Raw genomic sequence first — 21,525 nt, forward strand, 5'->3', positions numbered from 1 at the left:
GCCACCGCTCGTCTCCCGGGCCTGCCCTGATCGGGCCGGCCCTTATTGCTTCAATTCCCGAGCGGCCGTCGAATGTTTGATGTCAGCCTCACTGAACTGATGGTGATCGGCGTCGTCGCCTTGATCGTCATTGGCCCCGAACGTCTGCCCAAAGTCGCCCGCACCGTCGGGCACCTGCTTGGGCGCGCGCAGCGTTACGTCAATGACGTGAAGTCCGATATCCAACGCGAGATCGAACTCGACGAACTGCGCAAGTTCAAAAGCGAAATGGAAGACGCCGCGCAAGGCGTGCAACAGTCGCTGAACGACACCCACGCATCGCTGCAAGAGCCCGTCCAGCAATTCCGCGCGGAGCTTGACGAAGTGGCCCGCGAAGCCAGCGGCAAGGTCGATCCTGTCATTGTGGGAGACACCTCAGCAGACGCCGCCCGCAGCATTGCGCCACCCGCTCAGAATCACAATCTGAACCTGGACCTGAGCCCGTCAGCCGAGCCCGTGCTGGTGCAAGCGCCCACGCCCGCCCCGGCCCACGCCGCCGCCCCCCAACAACCCGCCGCGGCGCCCAGCGCGCCCAAGGCTGACGACGCCGCGCCCGCCGCCAAGCCCGTCCCGCCCTCTGGAACACCGACGTGACCCAGGACGCCTCCCAAGAAGAAGGCCAGCAAGAGACCTTCATCTCTCACCTGGTCGAATTGCGTACCCGCCTGCTGCGCGCCGTTGGCGCCGTGGTGGCGGTATTCATCGTGCTGTTCATCTATCCCGGCGCGTCCACCATCTATGACATTCTGGCGGCCCCGATGCTGGCTTCGCTGCCCGAAGGCACGCGCATGATCGCCACAGGCGTCATTACGCCGTTCATGGTGCCCGTCAAAGTCACCATGATGGCCGCCTTCATCGTGGCGCTGCCGGTGGTGCTGTATCAGGCCTGGGCGTTTGTTGCGCCGGGGCTGTACCGGCATGAAAAGCGCCTGGCACTGCCGCTGATCATCTCAAGCACTTTTCTGTTCATCGCGGGCATGGCGTTCTGCTATTTCGTGGTGTTCCGCACGGTATTTCACTTCATCGCCACTTTCGCGCCGCAGTCCATCACCCCGGCGCCTGACATCGAGGCCTACCTGAGCTTCGTCATGACGATGTTCATGGCGTTTGGCATCACGTTCGAAGTGCCCGTGGTGGTAGTGCTGCTGGTAAAGATGGGCATTGTTGAACTGTCCAAATTGAAGTCCGCGCGCGGTTACGTTGTGGTGGGCGCTTTCATCATCGCCGCCGTGGTCACGCCACCCGATGTGGTCAGCCAATTCATGCTGGCAGTGCCGCTGTGCCTGCTCTATGAAGTGGGCCTGATCTGCGCCCGCATGGTGACGCCCAAGGCGGGCGCCGCTGACGACGCCACATCGGATTCACTGTCTGAACGTCACTGATCCATCACGCCACACAGCCGCCAAGCAGGCGGTTCGATGCGGCGCTGCGCAGGCCGCCCCAGCCGGGGTCCTGCGCAAAGTCAGACAGTTTGACTCTTGTCGGCAACATGCTTGCAACCCTACATTGCAAGCATGTCGCTCGCCCAACGGCTGCGCACCCTGATGCGGTGGCGCGGCATCCACAGCCAAAACCAGCTTGCACGCATCTCCGGCGTGCCGCAGTCCTGTATCCATCGCATACTGACCCGCGAAGACCGCTATTCGCCCGAGCGCGGCACGTTGTTGCGGCTGGCTCATGCGCTGGAAACCAGCGTGCCATGGTTGACGGATGGCGTCGTCAGCGTCACCGACCCGGGCCCGCGCACGTTGCTGCAAGGCTATGGCGCCGCGCAGCCGATGGATGCCGCTACGGTCGATGCCTATTGCGCCGAAATCTGCGCATTGCTGCGCCATCAACCAGTCAGCACTAAAAAGAAAGTGCTGACCGTCGTACGGCTGATGGTTGAATAGCGGGTCGCCGCTTAACGCGGCAAACCGGGGCGCGCGCCCACCACTACTGCCAGCTCGGCTGATTTACCCGAACGTAGAATGCCCAGCGTGGCGCGTTCGCCCGGCGGCAGTTGCGCAATCTGCGACAGCAGCGTGGCGGTGTCGCTCATACGCTTGCCATTGATCGATTGCACAATATCGCCCACCCGCAAGCCGCCGCGCGCAGCGGGGCCGTCGCGCATCACGCCTGCAATAATGACGCCGCCCGCATCGGCTCCCAGGTTGAACGCCCGCGCCAGTTCAGGCGTCACGTCCTGCGGCTCTACTCCCAGCCAGCCGCGCTTGACCCCGCCTGTCTTCACGATGTCGTCCATGACCCGGCGCGCAATGTCGATAGGCGTGGCAAAGCCAATGCCCATTGATCCGCCGGATTCGGAATAAATTGCGGTATTGATGCCCACCAGCCTGCCTTCGGCGTCCACCAATGCGCCGCCCGAATTGCCCGGGTTGATTGCCGCGTCTGTCTGGATGAAGTTCTCGTAGGTGTTCAGGCCCAGGCCGTTGCGGCCCAGCGCTGATACGATGCCTTGCGTGGTGGTCTGTCCGACGCCGAACGGGTTCCCAATCGCCAGCACCACATCGCCCACACGCAAGCCCCGGTCAGATGCCAGCGTGGCAGCGGGCAGCTCGCGCAACGTGGCCAATTTCAGCACTGCCAGATCCGTGTCTGGGTCAGCGCCAACCACCTTGGCGGTATCGCGGCGGCCGTCGGTCAGGGCCACTTCGATCGCGTCGGCCGCTTGCACAACGTGATAGTTCGTCAACACATGGCCGTCCTGGCTCACGATCACGCCCGACCCCAGGCTGGTCGAAGCCTGCCGGCGGCTCATGCCCGGCATCTGGCCAAAGAGCTGGCGCAGCACCGGATCATCGGGCAGCGGAATCAACGGCACATTGACGTGTTTGGTGGTGTAGACATTGACCACCGAGGGCGCCGCGCGCGCCACGCCGTCGGCATATGACACCACGCCCGTGCCGCTGCCGGCAGCGGGGCGCACGCCAGCGGCTGCCGCTTGTGGCGCCGAGGCCGGCCCGGCCAGGCGCAACAGGTCGGGCCGCAAGGTCGTGACCACGAATAGAATAGCCAGGCAGACCGTGACGGCCTGAGCAAAGATCAGCCAATATCGGCGCATGTTTCTGATAGGACGAGCAATGAAAAAAGTGGACTCCCACGTGCTGGCCAGCTGGCTGGACGACACCCTGCAAGCCGCGCGCTTCAAGGACTATTGCCCCAATGGCATGCAGGTGGAAGGCAAATCTGAAGTCGGACACATTATCACCGGTGTCACGGCCAGCGAAGCATTGTTGCGCACCGCCGTCGAGCGCGGCGCCGATGCCGTACTGGTGCATCACGGCTGGCTCTGGCGCAACGAGGACCGCCGCGTCATCGGCACGCGCCGCACACGCTTGGCGCTGGCCTTGAAAAACGATCTGAACCTGTACGCGTATCACCTGCCGCTGGACGCGCACCCGACCTTGGGCAATAACGCCCAATTGGCGCGCGTGCTGGGCCTGACACCGGCGTTGCGCGATGACGGCACGCCACGCACCTTTGGCCAGGACAATCTGGTCTGGCAAGGCGAGGCGCCCGGCCTGCAAACGCTGGGGCAACTGGCCGCCCGTGTGGCGGAACGCCTGGGCCGCCAGCCGCTTGTCGTGGGTGACCCGGACCAGCGCATTTCACGCGTGGCCTGGTGTACGGGCGGTGCGCAAGGCATGCTGGCCGACGCCGTAGATGCCGGCGCCCATGCGTACATCACGGGCGAAGTGTCGGAATCCACCGTGCATCTGGCGCGCGAAACCGGCGTTGGCTTCATCGCCGCCGGCCACCACGCGACCGAGCGCTATGGCGCCCAGGCATTGGGGCAGGCCGTGGCCGAACACTTCGGCATCAAGGTCGAATTCGTAGATCTGGACAACCCGGCCTGATGCCGCCGCTAGCCCAGCACATTGCATGAGCCAGCAAAAAGCGCCCCGAGGGGCGCTTTGTTATTGCCGTTTGAGCAGGTCGCGAATTTCTCGCAGCAGCGCCACGTCTTCGGGCGTCGCGGCGGGTGCGGCCGGCGCTTCCTCGGCCTTGTTGCGAGCCTTATAGATCGCCTTGACCATCCAGAAGATCACGAACGCCAACAGCACGAAGTTGATGATGATGGTGACGAAATTGCCCCACGCGAACACGTTGGCGCCCGCCTTGGACAACTCGGCATAGGTCATCGGACCGTTGTAGCCGGCAGGCATGGACAGCACCAGAAACTTGTTCGAAAAATCGACGGAACCGCCAAGAATGAAGTTGACAAGCGGCATGACGATGTCTTTAACCAGCGAATCAACGATCCTGCCAAACGCCGCGCCGATGATTACACCAACAGCGAGGTCCACCGCATTGCCTTTTACAGCGAAATCTCTAAATTCTTTGACGAAACCAGTGGCTTTGCTCATAAAAGCACTCCATTCGTGATACGCCCGTCGGTGGGCTGACGCTATAATACGCGGTTGCTATGTTGTTACATATTCCCGCGAACCCGATGCCGCAGAAGTGATGCTACTCGTAGAGCGGGCGCATCAACAAGGATAGGAAGATGAGTCAGGATACGCTGGTGCACGATGATGACGGTGCGGTTGATCCCAACCTGCCACCCGATCCTTCGCGACGTTTCTGGGTTACCACGGCCTGTGCTGTGGGTGGTGTAGCAGGTGTCGCAACGGCATTGCCGCTTGTGAGCACGTTTTCCCCTTCTGACAAAGCCCGCGCGGCTGGGGCTCCCGTGGAAGTGGACGTCGGCGATATTCCCGTCGGCTCCATGAAAACCGTGGAATGGCGCGGCAAACCGGTATGGATCATGCACCGGTCACCCGAGCAACTCGCCGCGCTGAAAGCGCTGGATCCTTTGCTGGCCGATCCAGATTCCAAACGGCCCGGCTTCACGCCCAAATATGCCGAAAACGAAGCTCGTTCGCGTAAGCCTGAGCTGTTCGTCTGCGTGGGTATCTGTACGCATCTGGGCTGCTCGCCCACCTCGCACTTTGAAACGGGCGGCGGTGGCGGCATGGGCGCAGATTGGCAAGGCGGATTCCTCTGTCCATGCCATGGCTCCACGTTCGACCTGGCTGGCCGGGTCTACAAGAACAAGCCTGCTCCCGATAATCTCGAAGTTCCGCCGTATCAGTATCTCAGCGACACCCGCATCATCGTGGGCGTCGATGAAGACAACAAGGCCTGACGCTCGCGTCGCGCTTTTTTCCCGAATTACGTAAGTAAAACAAATACGCCACGTATTAGAGAAGGAGCCGTTACATGGCTGGCGAGAAAACCGTCGAGACGACAGGCCTGTTGGGTTGGCTGGACCGGCGCTTTCCGGTGACATCCACCTGGAAAGCACATCTGTCCGAATACTACGCACCGAAGAATTTCAACTTCTGGTATTTCTTTGGGTCGCTCGCGCTATTGGTGCTGGTGCTGCAGATCGTGACCGGCATTTTCCTGGTCATGCACTACAAGCCGGATGCCGAACGCGCGTTCCAATCCGTCGAATACATCATGCGCGAAGTCCCATGGGGCTGGCTGGTGCGCTACATGCACTCCACCGGCGCGTCGATGTTCTTCGTCGTCGTGTACCTGCACATGTTGCGCGGGCTGCTTTACGGTTCCTACCGTAAGCCGCGCGAACTCGTGTGGATCTTCGGCGTGGCGATCTTCCTCTGTTTGATGGCCGAAGCTTTCTTCGGCTACCTCCTGCCTTGGGGCCAGATGTCGTATTGGGGCGCGCAGGTGATCGTGAACCTGTTTGCAGCCATTCCGTTCATCGGTCCTGAATTGTCGATCTGGATTCGCGGCGACTATGTCGTGTCGGACGCCACGCTGAACCGCTTCTTTGCCTTCCACGTCATCGCGATTCCGCTGGTGCTCGTGGGTCTGGTAGCGGCTCACCTGGTTGCGCTGCACGAAGTCGGCTCGAACAACCCGGACGGCATCGAGATCAAGCAAGGCCCGAAAGACAAGTACGGCCGCCCGAAGGATGGCATTCCGTTCCACCCGTTCTACTCGGTGCATGACCTGGTGGGCGTAGCGGGCTTCTTGCTCGTGTTCGCAGCCATTGTGTTCTTCGCTCCCGAAATGGGCGGGTACTTCCTTGAGTTCAACAACTTCATCCCTGCTGACTCTCTGAAGACGCCTCCGCACATCGCACCGGTCTGGTATTTCACGCCGTTCTACTCGATGCTGCGCGCCACTACCGACGAATTCACGTGGGTGCTGGCAGGCGCGTCCGTGCTGGGCGCCATCGCGTTGCTCGTAAAGAGCAACCTGAAGGGCGTCATGCGCATCGCCATCCCCGGCATCCTGATCGTCGTGGCCATCTTGCTGCGCGCCATCGACGCCAAGTTCTGGGGTGTGGTCGCCATGGGCGGCACGGTCGTCATCCTGTTCTTCCTGCCCTGGCTGGATCATTCCCCGGTCAAGTCGATCCGCTACCGCCCAACCTGGCACAAGTGGATCTACGGCATCTTCATGGTCAACTTCCTGGTGCTCGGCTACATCGGTACGCAGCCGCCCAGTCCGCCGTTGAACATCACGTCGCAAATCGGCACGCTGCTGTACCTGGCATTCTTCTTTTTGATGCCGGTCTGGAGCCGCCTTGGCACCTTCAAGCAAGTGCCTGAGCGCGTGACGTTCCACGCCCACTGAGCCCACCAGATAACGGATTAACCATGATCAAGAAGCTGATTGGTGCCGTGGCCTTGATGCTCACGTGTACCGCCACTTTCGCCGCCGAAGGCGGCTACCCGCTGGACAAGGCGCCGTACCGCGTCAATGACATGTCGTCGCTGCAAAACGGCGCGAAGCTGTTCGTCAACTACTGTCTGAATTGTCATAGCGCGTCTTCGATGCGCTACAACAAGCTGAAGGACATTGGGCTGACCGACCAGCAAATCAAGGAAAGCCTGCTGTTTTCCGGCGAAAAGGTGGGCGATATGATGAATATCGCCATGACGCCCAAAGACGCCAAGAAGTGGTTTGGCACGACGCCCCCGGACTTGTCCGTGATCGCCCGCGCCAAATCGGTCAACGCCGGCCCGTCCGGCAGCGACTACATCTACACCTACCTGCGCACCTTCTACCGCGACACATCGCGCGCCACCGGTTGGAACAACCTGGTTTTCCCGGCCGTGGGCATGCCCCACGCCTTCTGGGAACGCCAGGGTCCGCAACAGCTGACCACCGTGGCCATGCATGAAGTCGAGGTCAAAGGCGCGAAGGAAGGCACACCGAAAACCTGGGAACGGGTCACGACGGTGTACGATGCTCAAGGTTTTTCCACGGTCAAGGCCGAACCGGTAGCTGACTACCGGGGCCATGCCACCTTTGATGCCAAATTTAAGGCCGCCAACCCGGCCCAAGTCGCAACATACGACAACGACGTCGCAGACCTGACCGCGTTCATGTCCTGGATGGCCGAGCCCGTCCAGACTTTACGCGTCCGTATCGGCGTCGGCGTCATGTTGTTCCTGCTGTTGTTCTTCCTTGTTACTTGGCGCCTGAACGCCTCGTACTGGAAACACGTGCGCTAACCGCAACGCCCCGCCAGGCAAGTAAGCTGTCCCTAATATTAAACGGGGACGGTATTGGCGGATAGGGCTGTACGCCTATCCCGCCTGGCAATCGGGGCCAGCGCCTGCTAGATTTAGGCGCTGGCCTTTCGTTTTTCATAAAGGACTTACCGCCATGATGGTGCTCTATTCCGGAACCACGTGTCCGTTTTCGCAACGCTGCCGTTTCGTGTTGTTCGAAAAAGGGATGGATTTCGAGATCCGCGACATCGACCTGTACAACAAGCCCGAAGATATTTCGGTGATGAACCCGTACGGTCAAGTGCCCATTCTGGTCGAACGGGACCTGATCCTGTACGAGTCGAACATCATCAACGAGTACATCGACGAGCGCTTCCCGCACCCGCAGCTGATGCCCGCTGATCCGGTGATGCGCGCACGCACGCGACTGTTCCTCTACAACTTCGAGAAAGAACTGTTTGTTCACGTCTCGACGCTGGAAGACCGCAGCGCCAAACCCGACGAGAAGAAGCTGGCCAATGCGCGCCAGAACATTCGCGATCGCCTGGCACAGCTGGCTCCCATGCTGCTGAAGAACAAGTACATGCTGGGCGAGGAATTCTCCATGCTCGACGTGGCCGTGGCTCCGCTCTTGTGGCGCCTTGACCACTACGGCATCGAACTGCCCAAGAATGCGGCTCCGCTGCAAAAGTACGCCGAACGCATCTTCTCGCGCCCGGCCTACATCGAAGCGCTGACGCCTTCGGAAAAAGTGATGCGTCGTTAAGGCTGGTTGTGTGATGGGTGAAACTTCGACCAAACCGTATCTGATCCGAGCCCTGCACGAATGGTGCACCGATAACGGCTACACGCCGTACGTCACCGTGCAGGTCGACGAGCACACCATGGTGCCCGTCGCGCATGTGCGTGATGGTCAGATAACCTTGAACGTGGGCACGCTGGCCACCAACCGTCTGGTACTGGGCAATGAATTCATTGAATTCCAAGCCCGTTTCAGCGGCGTGACCGAAAACGTGTACGTTCCTGTTGGCGCCGTCAGCGCCATCTACGCCCGGGAAACCGGCGCAGGCATGGGCTTCGAAGTGCAGCCCTATGAACCGCCAGCGCCAGGCGCCCAGGACGCGGCAGACACCGCCGCGCCCGAAGGCTCCGACGCCACCGCCGCACCTGGCGACGATGGCGGCGACGACGATGAACCCAAGCGCCCGCGCCTGACCATCGTCAAATGACGCAGTAAAGCAAGGCGCTGGACGATGCTAACCCCATCTTCCAGCACCTCGCGCACAGCGACTTCATTTTTTCATTACAATGCAGTCCCTGCGCGTGCCTTGGCACGCCGTGCCGGTGTAGCTCAGTTGGTAGAGCAGCTCACTTGTAATGAGAAGGTCGAGGGTTCGATTCCTTTCACCGGCACCAATTCAAAGTAAAAATCAGTTCCAGACAGCTTGAGAAACCCGCACCTGCTAAGGCAATGCGGGTTTTTTATTGCGTGCGAGACAGTGCAAGCGTTCATCATCTAGTTGCGCTGAGCGCTAGCCTTCGTCTGATTTGCGCTAGCTTGGGACATTAAATCCAACCATTCCACGGTAACAGCGCAATACACTTGCCTCACTCTTTGATTCGGGGAGGCTCGGCGGCATGTATGCAAATCATCTTCCGGGGGCACAGCAAAAACGCCTCTGGCAAAAGAAATGGCCCAGAGAGGTTTTGTTTAATGGACCACCCATCATCGTGGCAGGCTCTGCGGCTGTAAAAAGTTGGCGCGACCCCATCTTTGATCCATGGATGTTTGGCTTGGCAACCGCTGCATGCCTGTGGTTGATCGTAGCGACCCTGGTTCGCGTCGCCACTGCCCATGCCGAGGATCAAAAGGATGGCCCCGATGTAATCCACGAGGGACTATATGCTGCGGTCTCCACCGTACACACCATGCTTTCTGAATGGTGCGATAAACGCAAATGCGGAGGGGACATCCGAGCCACCTTCCATCGGGTCGTTCCCCCCATTCACGATCCACGAGAGATCGAGCAAATCATCAATTACGCGGGCGCTCATGGCGAAGGTGCCGGCCGGACTTTTCTAGTCCATACAGGCATCACGGGCAGAGCCATCCGAAATAAAAAGCCCTTGGTCATGTCGAGTCAAAACGGAACGGAAGAACAACTGCGCACCGAGCTGGTAAGCGAATGGGGATACACAGAAGCAGAGGCTCGCAAACTCGGGCCTGGACGCTACTCAGCGATGGCGGTGCCTGTTTTGGACCGATCTGGACAGCATCCGATTGGCGTGATCTACTTGGATTCAAGTGACCGCGCTCTGTTTGAGCGCGACGATGTTGTGGAAATTGTTGGTGCTGGCACGAAAGCCATTAGCGACTTTGTCACGAAAAGGTATTGATATGCACGCTGCTCCCGAGAAGTCGTCAGAGCCTTTTGTTAAAGAGTCAAAGCTCATTTCAAGGCCCGGTGCAGTCATCAAAGTCCGTGAACTGACGCTTACTGACTTTGGTGTACGTGCGATTACAAGCGGAAGCTCGGGCATTCGGCAAGGAGCCCGGGAAGATGCCGGTCCCCCATCGCCACTGAAAAAAATGGTTCCCGCATAAATCCAGAGAAAGGCGCCCCCGATAGCCTTTTTGCAATCGATGAATCCGGCTGTACGACCCGCTCCCAACTGGTCATAAATTCTCAACTGATCTCTAAAAAAATGCCCAACTATTCAGTTGGGCATTTGTTTTTCAGCGATCGCGCGAACCCTATCAGCCCAGCGCCGGCAGCATGTTGAACAGCAAGACCATGATCAGGCCAACCACCGACACAATCGATTGCACGACCGATATCGTTTTGGTGGCTTCGCCCATTGTCATGCCGAACGACTCTTTCACCATCCAGAAGCCTGCATGGTTGGCATAGTTAAAGAAGAGCGAACCGCAGCCGATCGACAGCGCTAGCAGCGGCAGATTCAAAGCAGCGTCCGAGCCTGCCAAGGGCGCCAGCAAACCGGCGGCGCCCACAATACCCACCGTGGCGGAACCGGTGGACACCGACAGCAGCATGGCGATCAGCCAGCCCAGGATCAACGGCGGAAAGGCAAACTGATGCGTCAGATGCACGATGGCATCACCGACCTTGGCGCTGGTCAGCACCTGCTGGAAAGCGCCTCCACCAGCAATGATCAGCATGATGCCCGCAATGGGTTTCAAGCTTTTGCCCAGCGAATCACGCAGTTTTTCGGCATCGCCGCCGCGTAGAAAGACCAGAGTGACCGCGGCAAATAGCACGCCCAGCAACATCGCGACCACCGGGTTGCCCAAAAAGGCCGCCACGTGCATCACGCGGGAATCCTTGGGCAGCAGCATCTCGGCCACAGCATGCACCAGCATTAGCAAGGCGGGCAGCAGGGCCGCCACAATGCCCAAGCCCACGCTCGGCGTACCGCGGCCGACGGGAGCTTCCTGCGGGGCTGTGAATTGATCGAGCAAGGCCTCGTCCGGGCGGGTGGTCATGCGCGGAGCGATGAAAGCGCCGTACAGCGGGCCGCCAAGAATCATGGCGGGCAGGGCGGCGATAAAGCCATAGATCATGGTCGGACCGACCGTGGTTTTCAGGGTGGCAATCGCAGTGAGCGGGCCGGGGTGCGGGGGCACCATGCCGTGCATGGCGGCCAGGGCCGATATTACGGGCACACCCACGTACACATAAGCCGACCCTTTAAAGCGCTCTTGGGTCTCCAGTTTGCGGGCCACACTAAAAATCAGCGGCAGCATTACCACCAGACCCACTTCGAAAAACATGGGGATGCCGATGACAAACGCCACTAGCGTCATCGCCCATGGAATCATCCGCGCCGGAGTGCGACGCAAGATCGCATTGGCCAGCCGCTCAGTCGTACCCGAATCCGCCAGGATCTTGCCCAGCATGGCGCCCAGCGCAATCACCACGCCCACCGCGCCCAGCGTCTTGCCCGCGCCATCGGTCAGACTTTTCACGATGGCTACGGGTTCCATGCCCGTGGCAAAGCCGACGCCGATGGAAACGATCAGCAGCGCCAACAGCGGATGCATGCGTATCCGCGAAACGATAAGTGCGACCAGCACCAAAACACTCACCAACGCGGTGAGCAGCAATTGAATGTCGAACGAGGACATAGGGGAACCCAAAAAGACAAGAGAGGTTGCGAGCCTTCCGCCTGCCATGATAAGGGATCGGCCTTTCACGCAACTGATCTCATGCCTTGCAGGCATTGATCACGCGGGCGTAAAGAGCGCTGCTTGGTCAGTTACAGAAGAACTAAGAGAAATCCGAAGGCATTTTCGTTCTTCTCCCAGTGCTTCCTATCCCTACAAATCCTATTCTTTCGTTGGCTGACTCGTGCCCCCGGTTCTCACCGGCACCCACGACAGCAAAGGCAGTCAGAGATCACGGATGCGCCGCGCCTGACGCCAGCACGAATACCCCGCCGGCATGGCGGTGTACCTCTTAATCCAGTGTCCGGAATTCCACACATGAAACTCAATCATTTGGCATCCCTTATTGCGACTAGCGTATTGCTGGCCGCATCCGCGCCGGCCCTCGCGCAATTCGACGGCCAAGTCAGATTCACAGGAAAAATCTCTGATATCACTTGCAACGTCAACGGCCAAGCGCCGGGTATGGGCAACATCCTTGAGGTGGAACTGGGTTCGTACGTGAAGGGCTTCTTTACGGACACCGTTACCAAGACCGATGCCAAGCCGTTCTCGATCAAAGTCGGCGGAGATGGCACGTGCCCTAAAGACACCAGCGTATCGATTGCATTCGACACAACCTCGCAGAATATCGACGGCCCTTCGGGCACGCTGAACCTTGCAGGTTTGACGGGTAGCGCGAGGGGGGTACGAATCCAAATCAACAACGTAACCGCCTCGGGTGATGAAAAAATCAATTTGAGCAGAGGAGAAACAGATCCTCAGAAAGCCGTCATCGCGGCAGACGGCGGCACGGCTGAACTGAAATTTACCGCCCACTACGTCAGGGGCGAGGGGTCCGTCACCACCGGGCCTGCCGTATCGATTATCCCCTTCATGGTTGTGTACAACTAAAAGGCTGGCGACTGCGATGACAACCATGGCGCCAGTAGTGCGGAAAGTGAGTTCAATTCTTGCGGCTGGCGTCATGGCCTGGGCAGCGGACATCAGTGCGTCACAGGCCGCGCTGGTACTGATGGGGACACGCGTCGTCTATCCGTCCAATGCCAAGGATGTGACGATACGCGCGGTCAACAACGGGGCTATTCCGATGTTGGCTCAGGTCTGGGTGGATGACGGCCGGGTCAGTGTTTTGCCTTCCGAAATGGCTGTGCCATTTATTGTGTCGCCCGCCATCGCGCGTATTGATCCCAGTTCCAGCATCGTCATTCGCCTGATGTACAACAAGACGCACTTGCCGGATGACCGCGAGAGCCTCTTTTATCTCAACGTGTTGGAATCTGCGCCAAGTTCGAACGCCACTGCAGCGGCAGGCTTTTCGTTCAGAACGCGTATCAAGCTGTTCTTTCGGCCGGCAGGCCTTCCCAGCGAAGTGGAAGATGCGCCCGAGCCACTCACCTGGCGAACGACCGGACGCGCCGCAGACACCGCACTAGAGGTCAAGAACCCCACCCCGTACCACGTGTCTTTTGCGTCCATCAAGGCTCTGATAAACCAGAAGGCAACCTTGATAGGCAACGGCATGGTCGCGCCCTATTCAAGCGAGTACTTCAAGCTGCCAAAGGGTGTGCAACTGCCGGGCCACGCGCGCATTCAGTACACGATCATCACCGATTACGGAGCGCAAATCACGCTGGAGCGGCCTTTGTCGAATTAAAGGCATCACGCACATTCGTAATTTGCGGACACATTGGAATGAAGCAATGCAGGCAATCGCGCAGGCGAGGGCACTTGCCGAACGTCGTCGCCACAATACATCCGGCCACGGTGTGCTACCGAAGCTATTGGTAGCCTGCCTTACTTTGACACCCATCGCGGGCGTGAAAGCCGAAAACATCAACGCCGAAGGCGGCAACCGGGTCGTGCGCTTCGATGCGGCGACCCTGGTCCAGGGCATTGGCATCGAGTCGATAGATTTATCCCGCTTCGAAAAAGCGGGCTATATCGCGCCCGGCAAGTATCAGCTGGAAATCTACGTCAACGGAAGATGGCGCGGCACCCAGGAAATTACGTATCGTGCCGCAGACAGTGATCTGAGCGCACAGCCTTGCTACAACATCAACTTTCTGCTGCGCGCGGGCGTGGACGTGCAGAAAAGCGCGCGTTTCAGCGCTGAAAACGGCCGTGAACCCCTAAGCGATGACGGGGTTTGCGAAGATCTGGCCCTGTTCGTTCCGGGGGCAGTCGTCAAAACAGACATCGGCGAACAACAGCTGTACCTCACGATACCCACCTACTACCTCGACTCGGGGCTGTCCGACAACGCGATTGACCCATCCTCCTGGGACAAGGGCGTCACGGCAGGGCGCTTGAACTACAACGCCAACCTGGGCACTACGCAAACCAGCGCCGGGCGCAGTTCTCGCGGCTATGCCGGACTGACCTCAGGATTGAATGTGGGCGCCTGGCGGCTGCGCCAGTACGGCACGCTGACCTGGTCATCGGCGGGCGGCGCATCGTATCAACGCGGACAGCTCTACGCCACTACCGAGGTTGCCCCCTGGCGCTCTCAGTTCCAAATCGGAGAGATCTCCACCGATGGCACGTACTTCGACGCCGTGTCGTTTCGTGGGTTCAGGCTAAGCAGCGACGAACGCATGCTGCCGGCGCGCCAGCGCACCTATGCGCCCGTTGTGCGCGGCACCGCCACCAGCAATGCCACGGTGTCGGTCCGGCAGCGCGGCTATCTTATCTACGAAGTCACGGTACCCGCCGGCCCCTTTGCGCTGGACGATCTTCCTGCCGCCAGTTATGGCGGCGACCTGACCGTTACGGTAACCGAGGCCGATGGCTCAGAACGCCATTTTGTCGTGCCCTTTGCCACGGGAGTCGAGTTGCTGCGCCCTGGCACCTCTCGCTATTCGGTGTCCGTGGGACGCGCCATGTCCGCGCTCAACCAGAGCAGCGGGCAGAGCATTTTCGAGGGCATGTTGCGGGTCGGGCTAAGCGATCGGTTCACCGGCTTTGGGGGATTGGCCTTAAGCGAACACTACCGCTCTGCAATGGGCGGACTGGCAATGAATACGGCCATTGGCGCGATCAGCGGAGACTTGACCCTGGCGTCGGCGAATCTTCCGGGCGGCGGCTCGACCTCGGGCGCCAGTTACCGCGCAACCTATAGCAAAAACCTGCCGAACAGCGGCACCAACTTCTCGTTGTTGGCGTATCGCTATTCCACCCCTGGCTACATCGGCTTCAGCGACGCGCTCGCGTTACGTTCTACGAACCAGACCAGCAGTTATACCAATTTGGGCAGCATGCGCCATCGTCTTGACGTCAATATCAGTCAAAACCTCGGCTCGGCCAGCGGCGTGATTTTTGCGAATGGATCGGCCCAGCAATATTGGAAACACGGCGACAGCATGATGAGCTACAGCCTGGGATATTCCAACCAATGGCGCAACACGTTCTACTCGATCAGTGTGCAGCGGACACAAAGCGCCTACCCGGGTAGCGCGACGTACGCGCCGGGCCGCTACAAGAACACGCTGATGACCTTCAACATCTCTATTCCTCTAGGGCGCGCCACGTCTGGCAATGCCCCCGTACTCAACACGTTTATCAGCAATGACAGCGACAGCGGCTCCACGATCTCAACGGGCGTCGGCGGCAGCTTGGGCGAGAGCCGCGATCTGAGCTATGCGATCTCTGCTGCACGCAGTGGCCGCGAAGGCGCCCGCTCTGCCAGTGGCAGTCTGAACTATCTGACCTCGGTCGCCCATCTGGGCGCTAGCGTGTCGCAGGGCAGGGGATATCGCCAAGGCACTTTGCAAGCATCGGGCAGCGTACTGGCGCACCGCGGCGGCATCACGTTTGCGCCCATGATGGGTGAAACGGTAGGCTTGCTGTACGCGCCAGATGCTGAAGACGCAGCGATCTCTTCCGGTTCGAGCCGGATCGATAGCCGGGGTTATGGGCTGGTCACAAGCCTATCCCCTTACCGGCTCAATACGGTCGAGCTCAACCCAGGTGAGATGTCTGACGATATCGAACTGCTGGCCAGTTCCCGCAGCATTGCGCCTACCGCTGGCGCCGTGGTGCTGCTGTCGTATCCCACCCGCAAGGCCCGCCTGGTCTTGGTCGACGGCAGGCTCCAAAATGGCGGCACGCTGCCCTTTGGCGCCGAAGTGTTCGACGCGGACAGCGGTGAGGCCCTAGGCGGAGTCGGGCAAGGCAGCCGCATCGTCATGCGTACGCCGTCAGAGCAGGGCATGGCCAGGGTGGCATGGGGACCCAAGCCGGAACAGCAGTGTCTGATCTCTTACGCCTTGCCGCAGCAAGAGCCGGGCAAGCAGGACGGCTACGTCATGTTGACGCTGACCTGCATGCCCATGCCTGCGGCCCCACGCGTGCCTGCGCCGGTGGCCTCGCGATGATTCCATTTCCGTGGCGCCGCACCGGACGTTGGCGATGCCGGCTTGGCAGCATCCTGCTTGGCTGCCTGGCGGTTCCTGCAGCAATGGCGGGACTGGAAATCGAAGCTACCCGCTTCATCTATCCCGCGCAGGAGAAGTCCGTCCTCATCAGAGTGCGCAATACGGGCCAACATCCCATATTGGTGCAGACCTGGCTGGACCATGGTGAACCAGGACAAGACCTTAGCGAGCTGCGCTTGCCGTTCATCCTGTTGCCGCCATTGCTCCGGCTGGAGCCCGCGGAAAAAAAGGCCTTGCAACTTCGTCATACCGGTGAAGCGCTGCCAAAAGATCGCGAGTCTGTTTTCTGGATCAACTTTCTGCATCTGCCCGCAGGACAAACCGATGACGCCGTGTTGCGCATCGCCTTGACCTCGGTCATGAAGGTTCTGTACCGGCCTGCGGGCCTGCCGGGCGATCCCAAGCTTGCGCCGGCACAGATCCGATGGCGTGTATTGCCCGGCAGCGGCCCGAAGGGCTTGGCGCCATTCCTTGAGGCCCAGAACCCCACCCCCTATACCGTATCCCTGACGACCGTGACGTTAAGCGCCACGCACAAGCCGGTGGTACTCAAGAACCTGAACATCTTGCCCTTTTCCACCAGCCGATTTGAATTGCCTGCAATCACGGCGGCACCGCGGGCAAACGGCACACGGCTGACCTATGAAGCGGTCGACGATTTTGGCCTGCCCGCACCGGGCAGCGCAACACTCGGGCTGATCCCCGAAGGATTGTGATCTTGGCCGCCTGCGCGCCCAGGTGCATACCTTAAGGCGCAACACCACGGAGGATTAGCAATGACAGACCGCTTCCCACTTCACGCCACCGCACTGCCGCAACATTGGGCGGGCCTGCTGATTGCGGCCGCCTTGCTCGCTGGACCAGGACTGGCCAAGGCGGATTTGGCAAATTATTACGCTAACTTATGCAAGATTGACAAGCCCGGTGAAGGGTCATCAAACCTCATCCCTTGGAGGGCCCGGGATAATGCAGCCACGCTCGGCAACATTGTGGCTTTTCGAACGATTAGCCTATCGGCCAACTACAAATACGGTACCCGGGTGCCGGCGCCCGGCGCATCCTACCTGCTCTATGGCGCACGCTGGAACACCAAGTCTGGCATCAGCCCAATATTTCCCACGAACGTGCAGGGGATAAGTCTTCGTATTACGACTGCCGACAGATCACTGCCAATAATGATTCAGCCATCTGGAAAAACCACCCTGCTGTTTGCCGATATCATCCGAACGCAAGTTTCCGAAGCGCCTAACGCCAGTTTCAATAGGGACGTTACCCTGTTGGCGGAACTGATTGTGACAGGCACTGTTGAGACGGGTAAGCACGAAGTCACGGGTTTCGCCAAGGGCTACGAGGCGACGACGCTAGAGGGATGGGTGTCACAATTCCAAGATACCCCCCCGATCGCTGATTCTGTGATCAATACCGGCCACTACTCGGGCATATACTCAAAAAATACTTGCAACGCGAAAAAAGAGCTCGATTGGAGAGACATCTTCTACGTCCTGAACGAACCGCCGCCTCCAATCAAAGTCACATGCACCGTAGATTCACAATTTGGCGGCAACGGTCACCGCGTAAACATGGGCACATTCAACGTTGGTGATTTTCCCAAGAATGGCACCCTGAGCGCGCCTGCCCCTTTCAGAGTGTCAGTGAGTCAATGCGTGAAAGGTGCCAAACCGCAGATTTCATTCAATGCGCCCTATGGGGTCATATCGGGACCGGGCTACCAAGCGCTGAAGCTTGAGCCGCTAGAAAAGACAGCGAAGAACCTGGGCATCGTTATCGTCAGGCCGAAAGAGCCAGAAAAAACGCTGTCGATTGGTGAGGGTGCGTCTGTAGGCGCCGCCTACATGTTCGACGATATTCCGCCTGACGGCGTTGCGGACGCCAGTGCGGCAGGTATTGATCTTGCCGCTCGGTACATGCGGATAGATCAGGAGGGTGAAGGAGTCAAACCAGGCGCCGCCAATAGCCAGGTGAATTTCCGCATCGTCTACGATTAGTGATAATCAAAAAAATGCGGCGTCCAACAAATGGCCGCCGCATTGGATTAGCCGGCCCCTAGGTTTGGGGCCGGCAAGCGGATCAATTAATAAGCGTCAATCAATTGTGCCCTGATTAACCCCCGCCGCATTGATCGTCGAGGCTTGCCCGGTAGTTGTATTGCCTTTAAATGTTCCGTAATTCTTGCCTACCAAACCTCCGATGGTCGAGTTTTGGTGATAGCGCGTACTGACTTGGCTACTGGTCGTTGAAGAATGCACCATACCTTCGTTGATACCAACCAGCCCCCCCATTGCGACGTTGTAGATGATGGTATCTCTCGAGCCTCCTACGAGTCCCGATGCACTCGAATGCTTGATGGTTGCACCGGCCTGATTCTGACCCACCAAACCACCCAAGATGGAAGAATGCGTGCCGTACACGTTACCCATCGCATTGCCCGAAACTTCACCGGCATTGATGCCAACGAGTCCGCCAACATTGCTGGAATTCCCACCCTCGACATTGCTGATGGACCTAGTTTCCGAAAGGGTGCCGGTGTTATGACCCACGAGCCCACCAACTGCGGCTGAGTCGCCCGCAAATACGTCGGCCACGCGCGACAGGCTATAGCTTACGTCGCCGCTGTTGTAACCCACAAGACCGCCTATGGCCGTCCCGGCGGCACTGCGGGTTGTCGAGACTCGCGCGCCCTTGGCCTCGCTATCCACGATCGTGCTTGCCCATCCGTTCGTGCCTACCAGCCCACCTATGTAAGCTGCTGTGGCAGCATCATGCACAGAGCCACTTGCGCTGACGTTAATCAACTGGCCTCTGTCGCTGTTCAAACCGACCAAACCGCCCGTGTTGAGACCGTTTTCGCTCAGGACAGCGCCAGTCGACTCGGACTCTCCGATCGTTCCTCCCTTGTTGACGCCGACGAGGCCGCCAGTGTTGGCGCCGTTCTCGCTTTTCACCTTACCGCTGCTCCGGGCATGGGTAACGGTGGAGTTCTCAGAAAGGCCTATCAGGCCGCCCACGTTGCTGGAGGGTCCAGCACTGACGCCGCCTGTGCTGGCAACGTTTGTGAGCGCGCTATTCTGCGCATAGCCAACAAGGCCGCCCACGTTGACATGCGCACTCGACGTTGCCACGTTGGCGGTGCTGGCCGAGTCAAGGATGTCACCGTAGCGGCTGACACCCACCAGACCGCCCATTCCGCCCTCATAGCTCCTTTGCAAGTCGCCCTTCACGGTGCCATGACTTTGACTGTTCAGAATACGGCCCTTTTCGCCGTTGATATTCAGCGTATTAAGACCAACCAGCCCACCCATGGTGTGCGTGGAAGCTCCGCTTGACACCACACCGCTGAAAACAGCGCGATCAATGGTGCCGCCGCTATTGGTGCCTACCAAGCCTCCGACAATATTGGAACGGTCTTTATTGCCATTAACATGGCCATTCTTGACCGATACATTGGTGATGACGCCCGAGTTGTAGCCGACTAGAGCGCCGATGGACATATTTGCGGCATTGGCGTTGCCCGGTGAAATATATACGCCGTCCAGGGCCACGTTGCGAATCACCCCCGAAGAGGCCGCAAACAGTCCCACATTGCTGCCGCCATTGATCACCGCGAAGCCCTTCAATGTATGACCCAAACCATCGAACACACCGCCAAATGTGCCCGAGCCCCCTATTGAATTAAAGAACGTACCCAGCACGCCGTTGCCTAGAACGTAATATCCGTTCAGATTGTTGGTGATTGACTGAAGTTGGTATTGGTTGTGGATGACCGTGTGCGCAATACCGTTTGACACATACGACGCGCCCACGCCCAATGTCACCGCTGACTGCTGCCCGGGCGACAGCACCAAGTTGGCGAGGGCCGGCTTGTTGGGTGCGCCACCGGAGCCTGCTGCCGCAGTGGTGGTCTGCACATTCAAGCTGGCACCCGCACCGCGGACAAACACCCGATTATTCAATTCAATCCGCTCGTCAGCCAACAGACTCAAGGCAGCCTTGCTGCCCCATGCGTTCACCATCCCATTGATCCGAGTCACGCCACTATTGCCGCTTTTGGCATTCAATGTAAGGCGGTGATCGCTCTTCCAGTCCACTGCGGCATTAACGACGACATTGCCTTTCGTAGCAGCCAACTCAATGTTCGTGGTGGCCAGATTGGCATTCAACGTATCGGCATAAATGGTTGGTTGGGCGATGACGGTCGTGTTCTCCACGTTTACGTTCTGGCTACTCACCTTGAAGGTGCCAGTGGCTCCGCTATTCGAACGCGTGTCGACCTCGGTGCTCAGGCGCACCTGAACCGTCCTGCCCTTCGCGTCAACAGTGCCGCCGTTGCCGTGGCCTGTCAGTGCGCTGGCGCTCAGACGTCCCGCCACCTCGACCACGCCGCGCGAGCCGCCATCCAGCACGATCCTCCCCCGCGTGCCGTTCAGCGTGTTGGCCTCGATCACGCCCGCATTGTTGACCACGGTGTGAACCATGTTGGCAGCGCCATCTGCCCGCGCCCTCAGCAGCACCTGCCCGCCGTCGGCCCGGATGCTGCCCATGTTTTCCGCCACGGCGTTAGCATCCGCCGCGTTTACCTGCAACTTGAGCAAGCCGCTGCCGATTGTGACCGTGAACTTCTTGCCGGCACCCAGGGCTGTAGTGCCCCCATTGGTTCGAATTGCGCCTCTATTACTGACGTAGCGGCCAAGCAACACCACATCGCCGCCGTCACCTGCAAAAATTTCGCCATTATTGACGACAGCACCTGAGCCGCCGCCTTCGAAGACGTATGCCCCACTTGTGTTCGTGTAGAAATGAGCGGGGTCGACAGGCTGCGTTGACGCAACCAAACTACCCACGTTGACACTGGCTAAGGAGTTGAAGACGACGCCAGATGGGTTGACGATAAAAATCTTGCCGGGGGCCGTGATCTTGCCGTTGATGGCGGTTTGCGCCCCGCCGAAAGCAACCTGGTTGAGCGTCATGTCGGTCGGACGCTGATTGAAGGTCACCGTTTCATTCGTCTCCACCCCGAACGCTTTCCAATTGATGACCGCTTTCGGTGTGCTCTGGTTGATAACCAAGTTCTTGCCATCTGCCGAGAAGACGCTTGCTGTGCCATGGGTGACTTTGGCCCCCGTCGGCAAGGCGTTTGCCACCGGTATCAGCGCCATCAGGCCTGCCACTACCAAGGCGGCGGCAACCACGCGTACCCCGCCCACGCTGGACTTGCCGCGATGTTTGGCGGACTCACCGGCAACGCTCCAGCATCCTTTGGATTCATTCCAGACAACGGTGTAGGACTTATTCATAGCTTTCCTTCAGGTTGGTGACGCGCGCGAGAACGCTACGCGCGCGGTGCTGC

At 59.3% G+C, this 21,525-nt stretch carries 19 protein-coding genes and 1 tRNA gene; 16 read left to right on the forward strand and 4 right to left on the reverse strand.

Going from position 1 to position 21,525, the window contains the following annotated elements:
* Positions 1-72 precede the first annotated feature (72 nt).
* From tatB to RAS12_RS20850, 3 genes are all read left to right on the forward strand, one after another.
* Complete coding sequence (gene tatB / locus RAS12_RS20840) at positions 73-633, forward strand: Sec-independent protein translocase protein TatB (RefSeq protein ID WP_306939780.1); 561 nt, start codon at positions 73-75, stop codon at positions 631-633.
* Positions 630-1,421, forward strand: a complete 792-nt coding sequence (tatC, locus tag RAS12_RS20845) for a twin-arginine translocase subunit TatC (protein WP_306939781.1) — start codon at positions 630-632, stop codon at positions 1,419-1,421. The genes tatB and tatC overlap by 4 nt, the downstream gene beginning before the upstream one ends.
* Positions 1,422-1,553: 132 nt before the next feature.
* Positions 1,554-1,931, forward strand: coding sequence for a helix-turn-helix domain-containing protein (locus RAS12_RS20850; RefSeq protein ID WP_306951547.1), 378 nt, complete (start codon positions 1,554-1,556; stop codon positions 1,929-1,931).
* 11 nt (positions 1,932-1,942) lie between these two features.
* On the opposite strand, the gene RAS12_RS20855 is transcribed toward RAS12_RS20850, so the two are convergent.
* Positions 1,943-3,103 (reverse strand): trypsin-like peptidase domain-containing protein, encoded by a 1,161-nt coding sequence (locus RAS12_RS20855; RefSeq protein ID WP_306939782.1) that lies wholly within the window; start codon positions 3,101-3,103, stop codon positions 1,943-1,945.
* A gap of 19 nt (positions 3,104-3,122) precedes the next feature.
* Here RAS12_RS20855 and RAS12_RS20860 point away from each other — a divergent pair, with 19 nt between their 5' ends.
* Complete coding sequence (locus RAS12_RS20860) at positions 3,123-3,899, forward strand: Nif3-like dinuclear metal center hexameric protein (protein WP_306939784.1); 777 nt, start codon at positions 3,123-3,125, stop codon at positions 3,897-3,899.
* Between the two features lie 60 nt (positions 3,900-3,959).
* Here the strand turns inward: RAS12_RS20860 and mscL are convergent, their stop codons facing one another.
* Positions 3,960-4,409, reverse strand: coding sequence for a large conductance mechanosensitive channel protein MscL (gene mscL, locus RAS12_RS20865; RefSeq protein WP_306939786.1), 450 nt, complete (start codon positions 4,407-4,409; stop codon positions 3,960-3,962).
* Between the two features lie 140 nt (positions 4,410-4,549).
* Here mscL and petA point away from each other — a divergent pair, with 140 nt between their 5' ends.
* From petA to RAS12_RS20900, 7 genes are all read left to right on the forward strand, one after another.
* Complete coding sequence (gene petA / locus RAS12_RS20870) at positions 4,550-5,191, forward strand: ubiquinol-cytochrome c reductase iron-sulfur subunit (protein WP_306939787.1); 642 nt, start codon at positions 4,550-4,552, stop codon at positions 5,189-5,191.
* A 74-nt stretch (positions 5,192-5,265) separates the two neighbouring features.
* Positions 5,266-6,654, forward strand: coding sequence for a cytochrome b (locus tag RAS12_RS20875; RefSeq protein WP_306939789.1), 1,389 nt, complete (start codon positions 5,266-5,268; stop codon positions 6,652-6,654).
* A 23-nt stretch (positions 6,655-6,677) separates the two neighbouring features.
* On the forward strand, positions 6,678-7,538 hold the full coding sequence (locus RAS12_RS20880; RefSeq protein ID WP_306939791.1) for a cytochrome c1: 861 nt from the start codon (positions 6,678-6,680) through the stop codon (positions 7,536-7,538).
* Between the two features lie 154 nt (positions 7,539-7,692).
* Positions 7,693-8,304 carry a glutathione S-transferase N-terminal domain-containing protein gene (locus tag RAS12_RS20885; RefSeq protein ID WP_306939793.1) on the forward strand — a complete coding sequence of 204 codons (612 nt, stop codon included), beginning with the start codon at positions 7,693-7,695 and terminating at the stop codon, positions 8,302-8,304.
* 13 nt (positions 8,305-8,317) lie between these two features.
* The gene (locus RAS12_RS20890) at positions 8,318-8,767 is read left to right on the forward strand and encodes a ClpXP protease specificity-enhancing factor (protein ID WP_306939794.1); all 450 of its coding nucleotides are present in this window, start codon (positions 8,318-8,320) and stop codon (positions 8,765-8,767) included.
* A 111-nt stretch (positions 8,768-8,878) separates the two neighbouring features.
* Positions 8,879-8,954 (forward strand) — tRNA-Thr (locus RAS12_RS20895).
* Positions 8,955-9,176: 222 nt separating this feature from the next.
* Positions 9,177-9,935 carry a GAF domain-containing protein gene (locus RAS12_RS20900; protein ID WP_306939796.1) on the forward strand — a complete coding sequence of 253 codons (759 nt, stop codon included), beginning with the start codon at positions 9,177-9,179 and terminating at the stop codon, positions 9,933-9,935.
* Between the two features lie 361 nt (positions 9,936-10,296).
* On the opposite strand, the gene RAS12_RS20905 is transcribed toward RAS12_RS20900, so the two are convergent.
* Positions 10,297-11,685: a GntP family permease gene (locus tag RAS12_RS20905; protein ID WP_306939798.1), complete on the reverse strand. Its 1,389-nt coding sequence runs from the start codon at positions 11,683-11,685 to the stop codon at positions 10,297-10,299.
* Between the two features lie 357 nt (positions 11,686-12,042).
* On the opposite strand from RAS12_RS20905, the gene RAS12_RS20910 reads away from it, so the two are divergent.
* The 5 genes from RAS12_RS20910 to RAS12_RS20930 all read left to right on the forward strand — a co-directional run bounded on the left by RAS12_RS20910 (position 12,043) and on the right by RAS12_RS20930 (position 18,166).
* Positions 12,043-12,618 carry a fimbrial protein gene (locus RAS12_RS20910; protein WP_306939800.1) on the forward strand — a complete coding sequence of 192 codons (576 nt, stop codon included), beginning with the start codon at positions 12,043-12,045 and terminating at the stop codon, positions 12,616-12,618.
* Positions 12,619-12,664: 46 nt separating this feature from the next.
* Complete coding sequence (locus tag RAS12_RS20915; protein ID WP_306939801.1) at positions 12,665-13,381, forward strand: fimbrial biogenesis chaperone; 717 nt, start codon at positions 12,665-12,667, stop codon at positions 13,379-13,381.
* Between the two features lie 163 nt (positions 13,382-13,544).
* Positions 13,545-16,100: a fimbria/pilus outer membrane usher protein gene (locus RAS12_RS20920; protein ID WP_306939803.1), complete on the forward strand. Its 2,556-nt coding sequence runs from the start codon at positions 13,545-13,547 to the stop codon at positions 16,098-16,100.
* Positions 16,097-16,876, forward strand: coding sequence for a fimbrial biogenesis chaperone (locus tag RAS12_RS20925; protein WP_306939805.1), 780 nt, complete (start codon positions 16,097-16,099; stop codon positions 16,874-16,876). The genes RAS12_RS20920 and RAS12_RS20925 overlap by 4 nt, the downstream gene beginning before the upstream one ends.
* A 60-nt stretch (positions 16,877-16,936) precedes the next feature.
* Complete coding sequence (locus RAS12_RS20930; protein ID WP_306939808.1) at positions 16,937-18,166, forward strand: fimbrial protein; 1,230 nt, start codon at positions 16,937-16,939, stop codon at positions 18,164-18,166.
* A gap of 96 nt (positions 18,167-18,262) precedes the next feature.
* Here RAS12_RS20930 and RAS12_RS20935 read toward each other — a convergent pair whose 3' ends face one another.
* On the reverse strand, positions 18,263-21,472 hold the full coding sequence (locus tag RAS12_RS20935) for a two-partner secretion domain-containing protein (protein ID WP_306939810.1): 3,210 nt from the start codon (positions 21,470-21,472) through the stop codon (positions 18,263-18,265).
* Positions 21,473-21,525: the final 53 nt, after the last annotated feature.

The sequence above is a fragment of the Achromobacter seleniivolatilans genome (assembly GCF_030864005.1).
Taxonomy (GTDB): domain Bacteria; phylum Pseudomonadota; class Gammaproteobacteria; order Burkholderiales; family Burkholderiaceae_B; genus Achromobacter; species Achromobacter seleniivolatilans.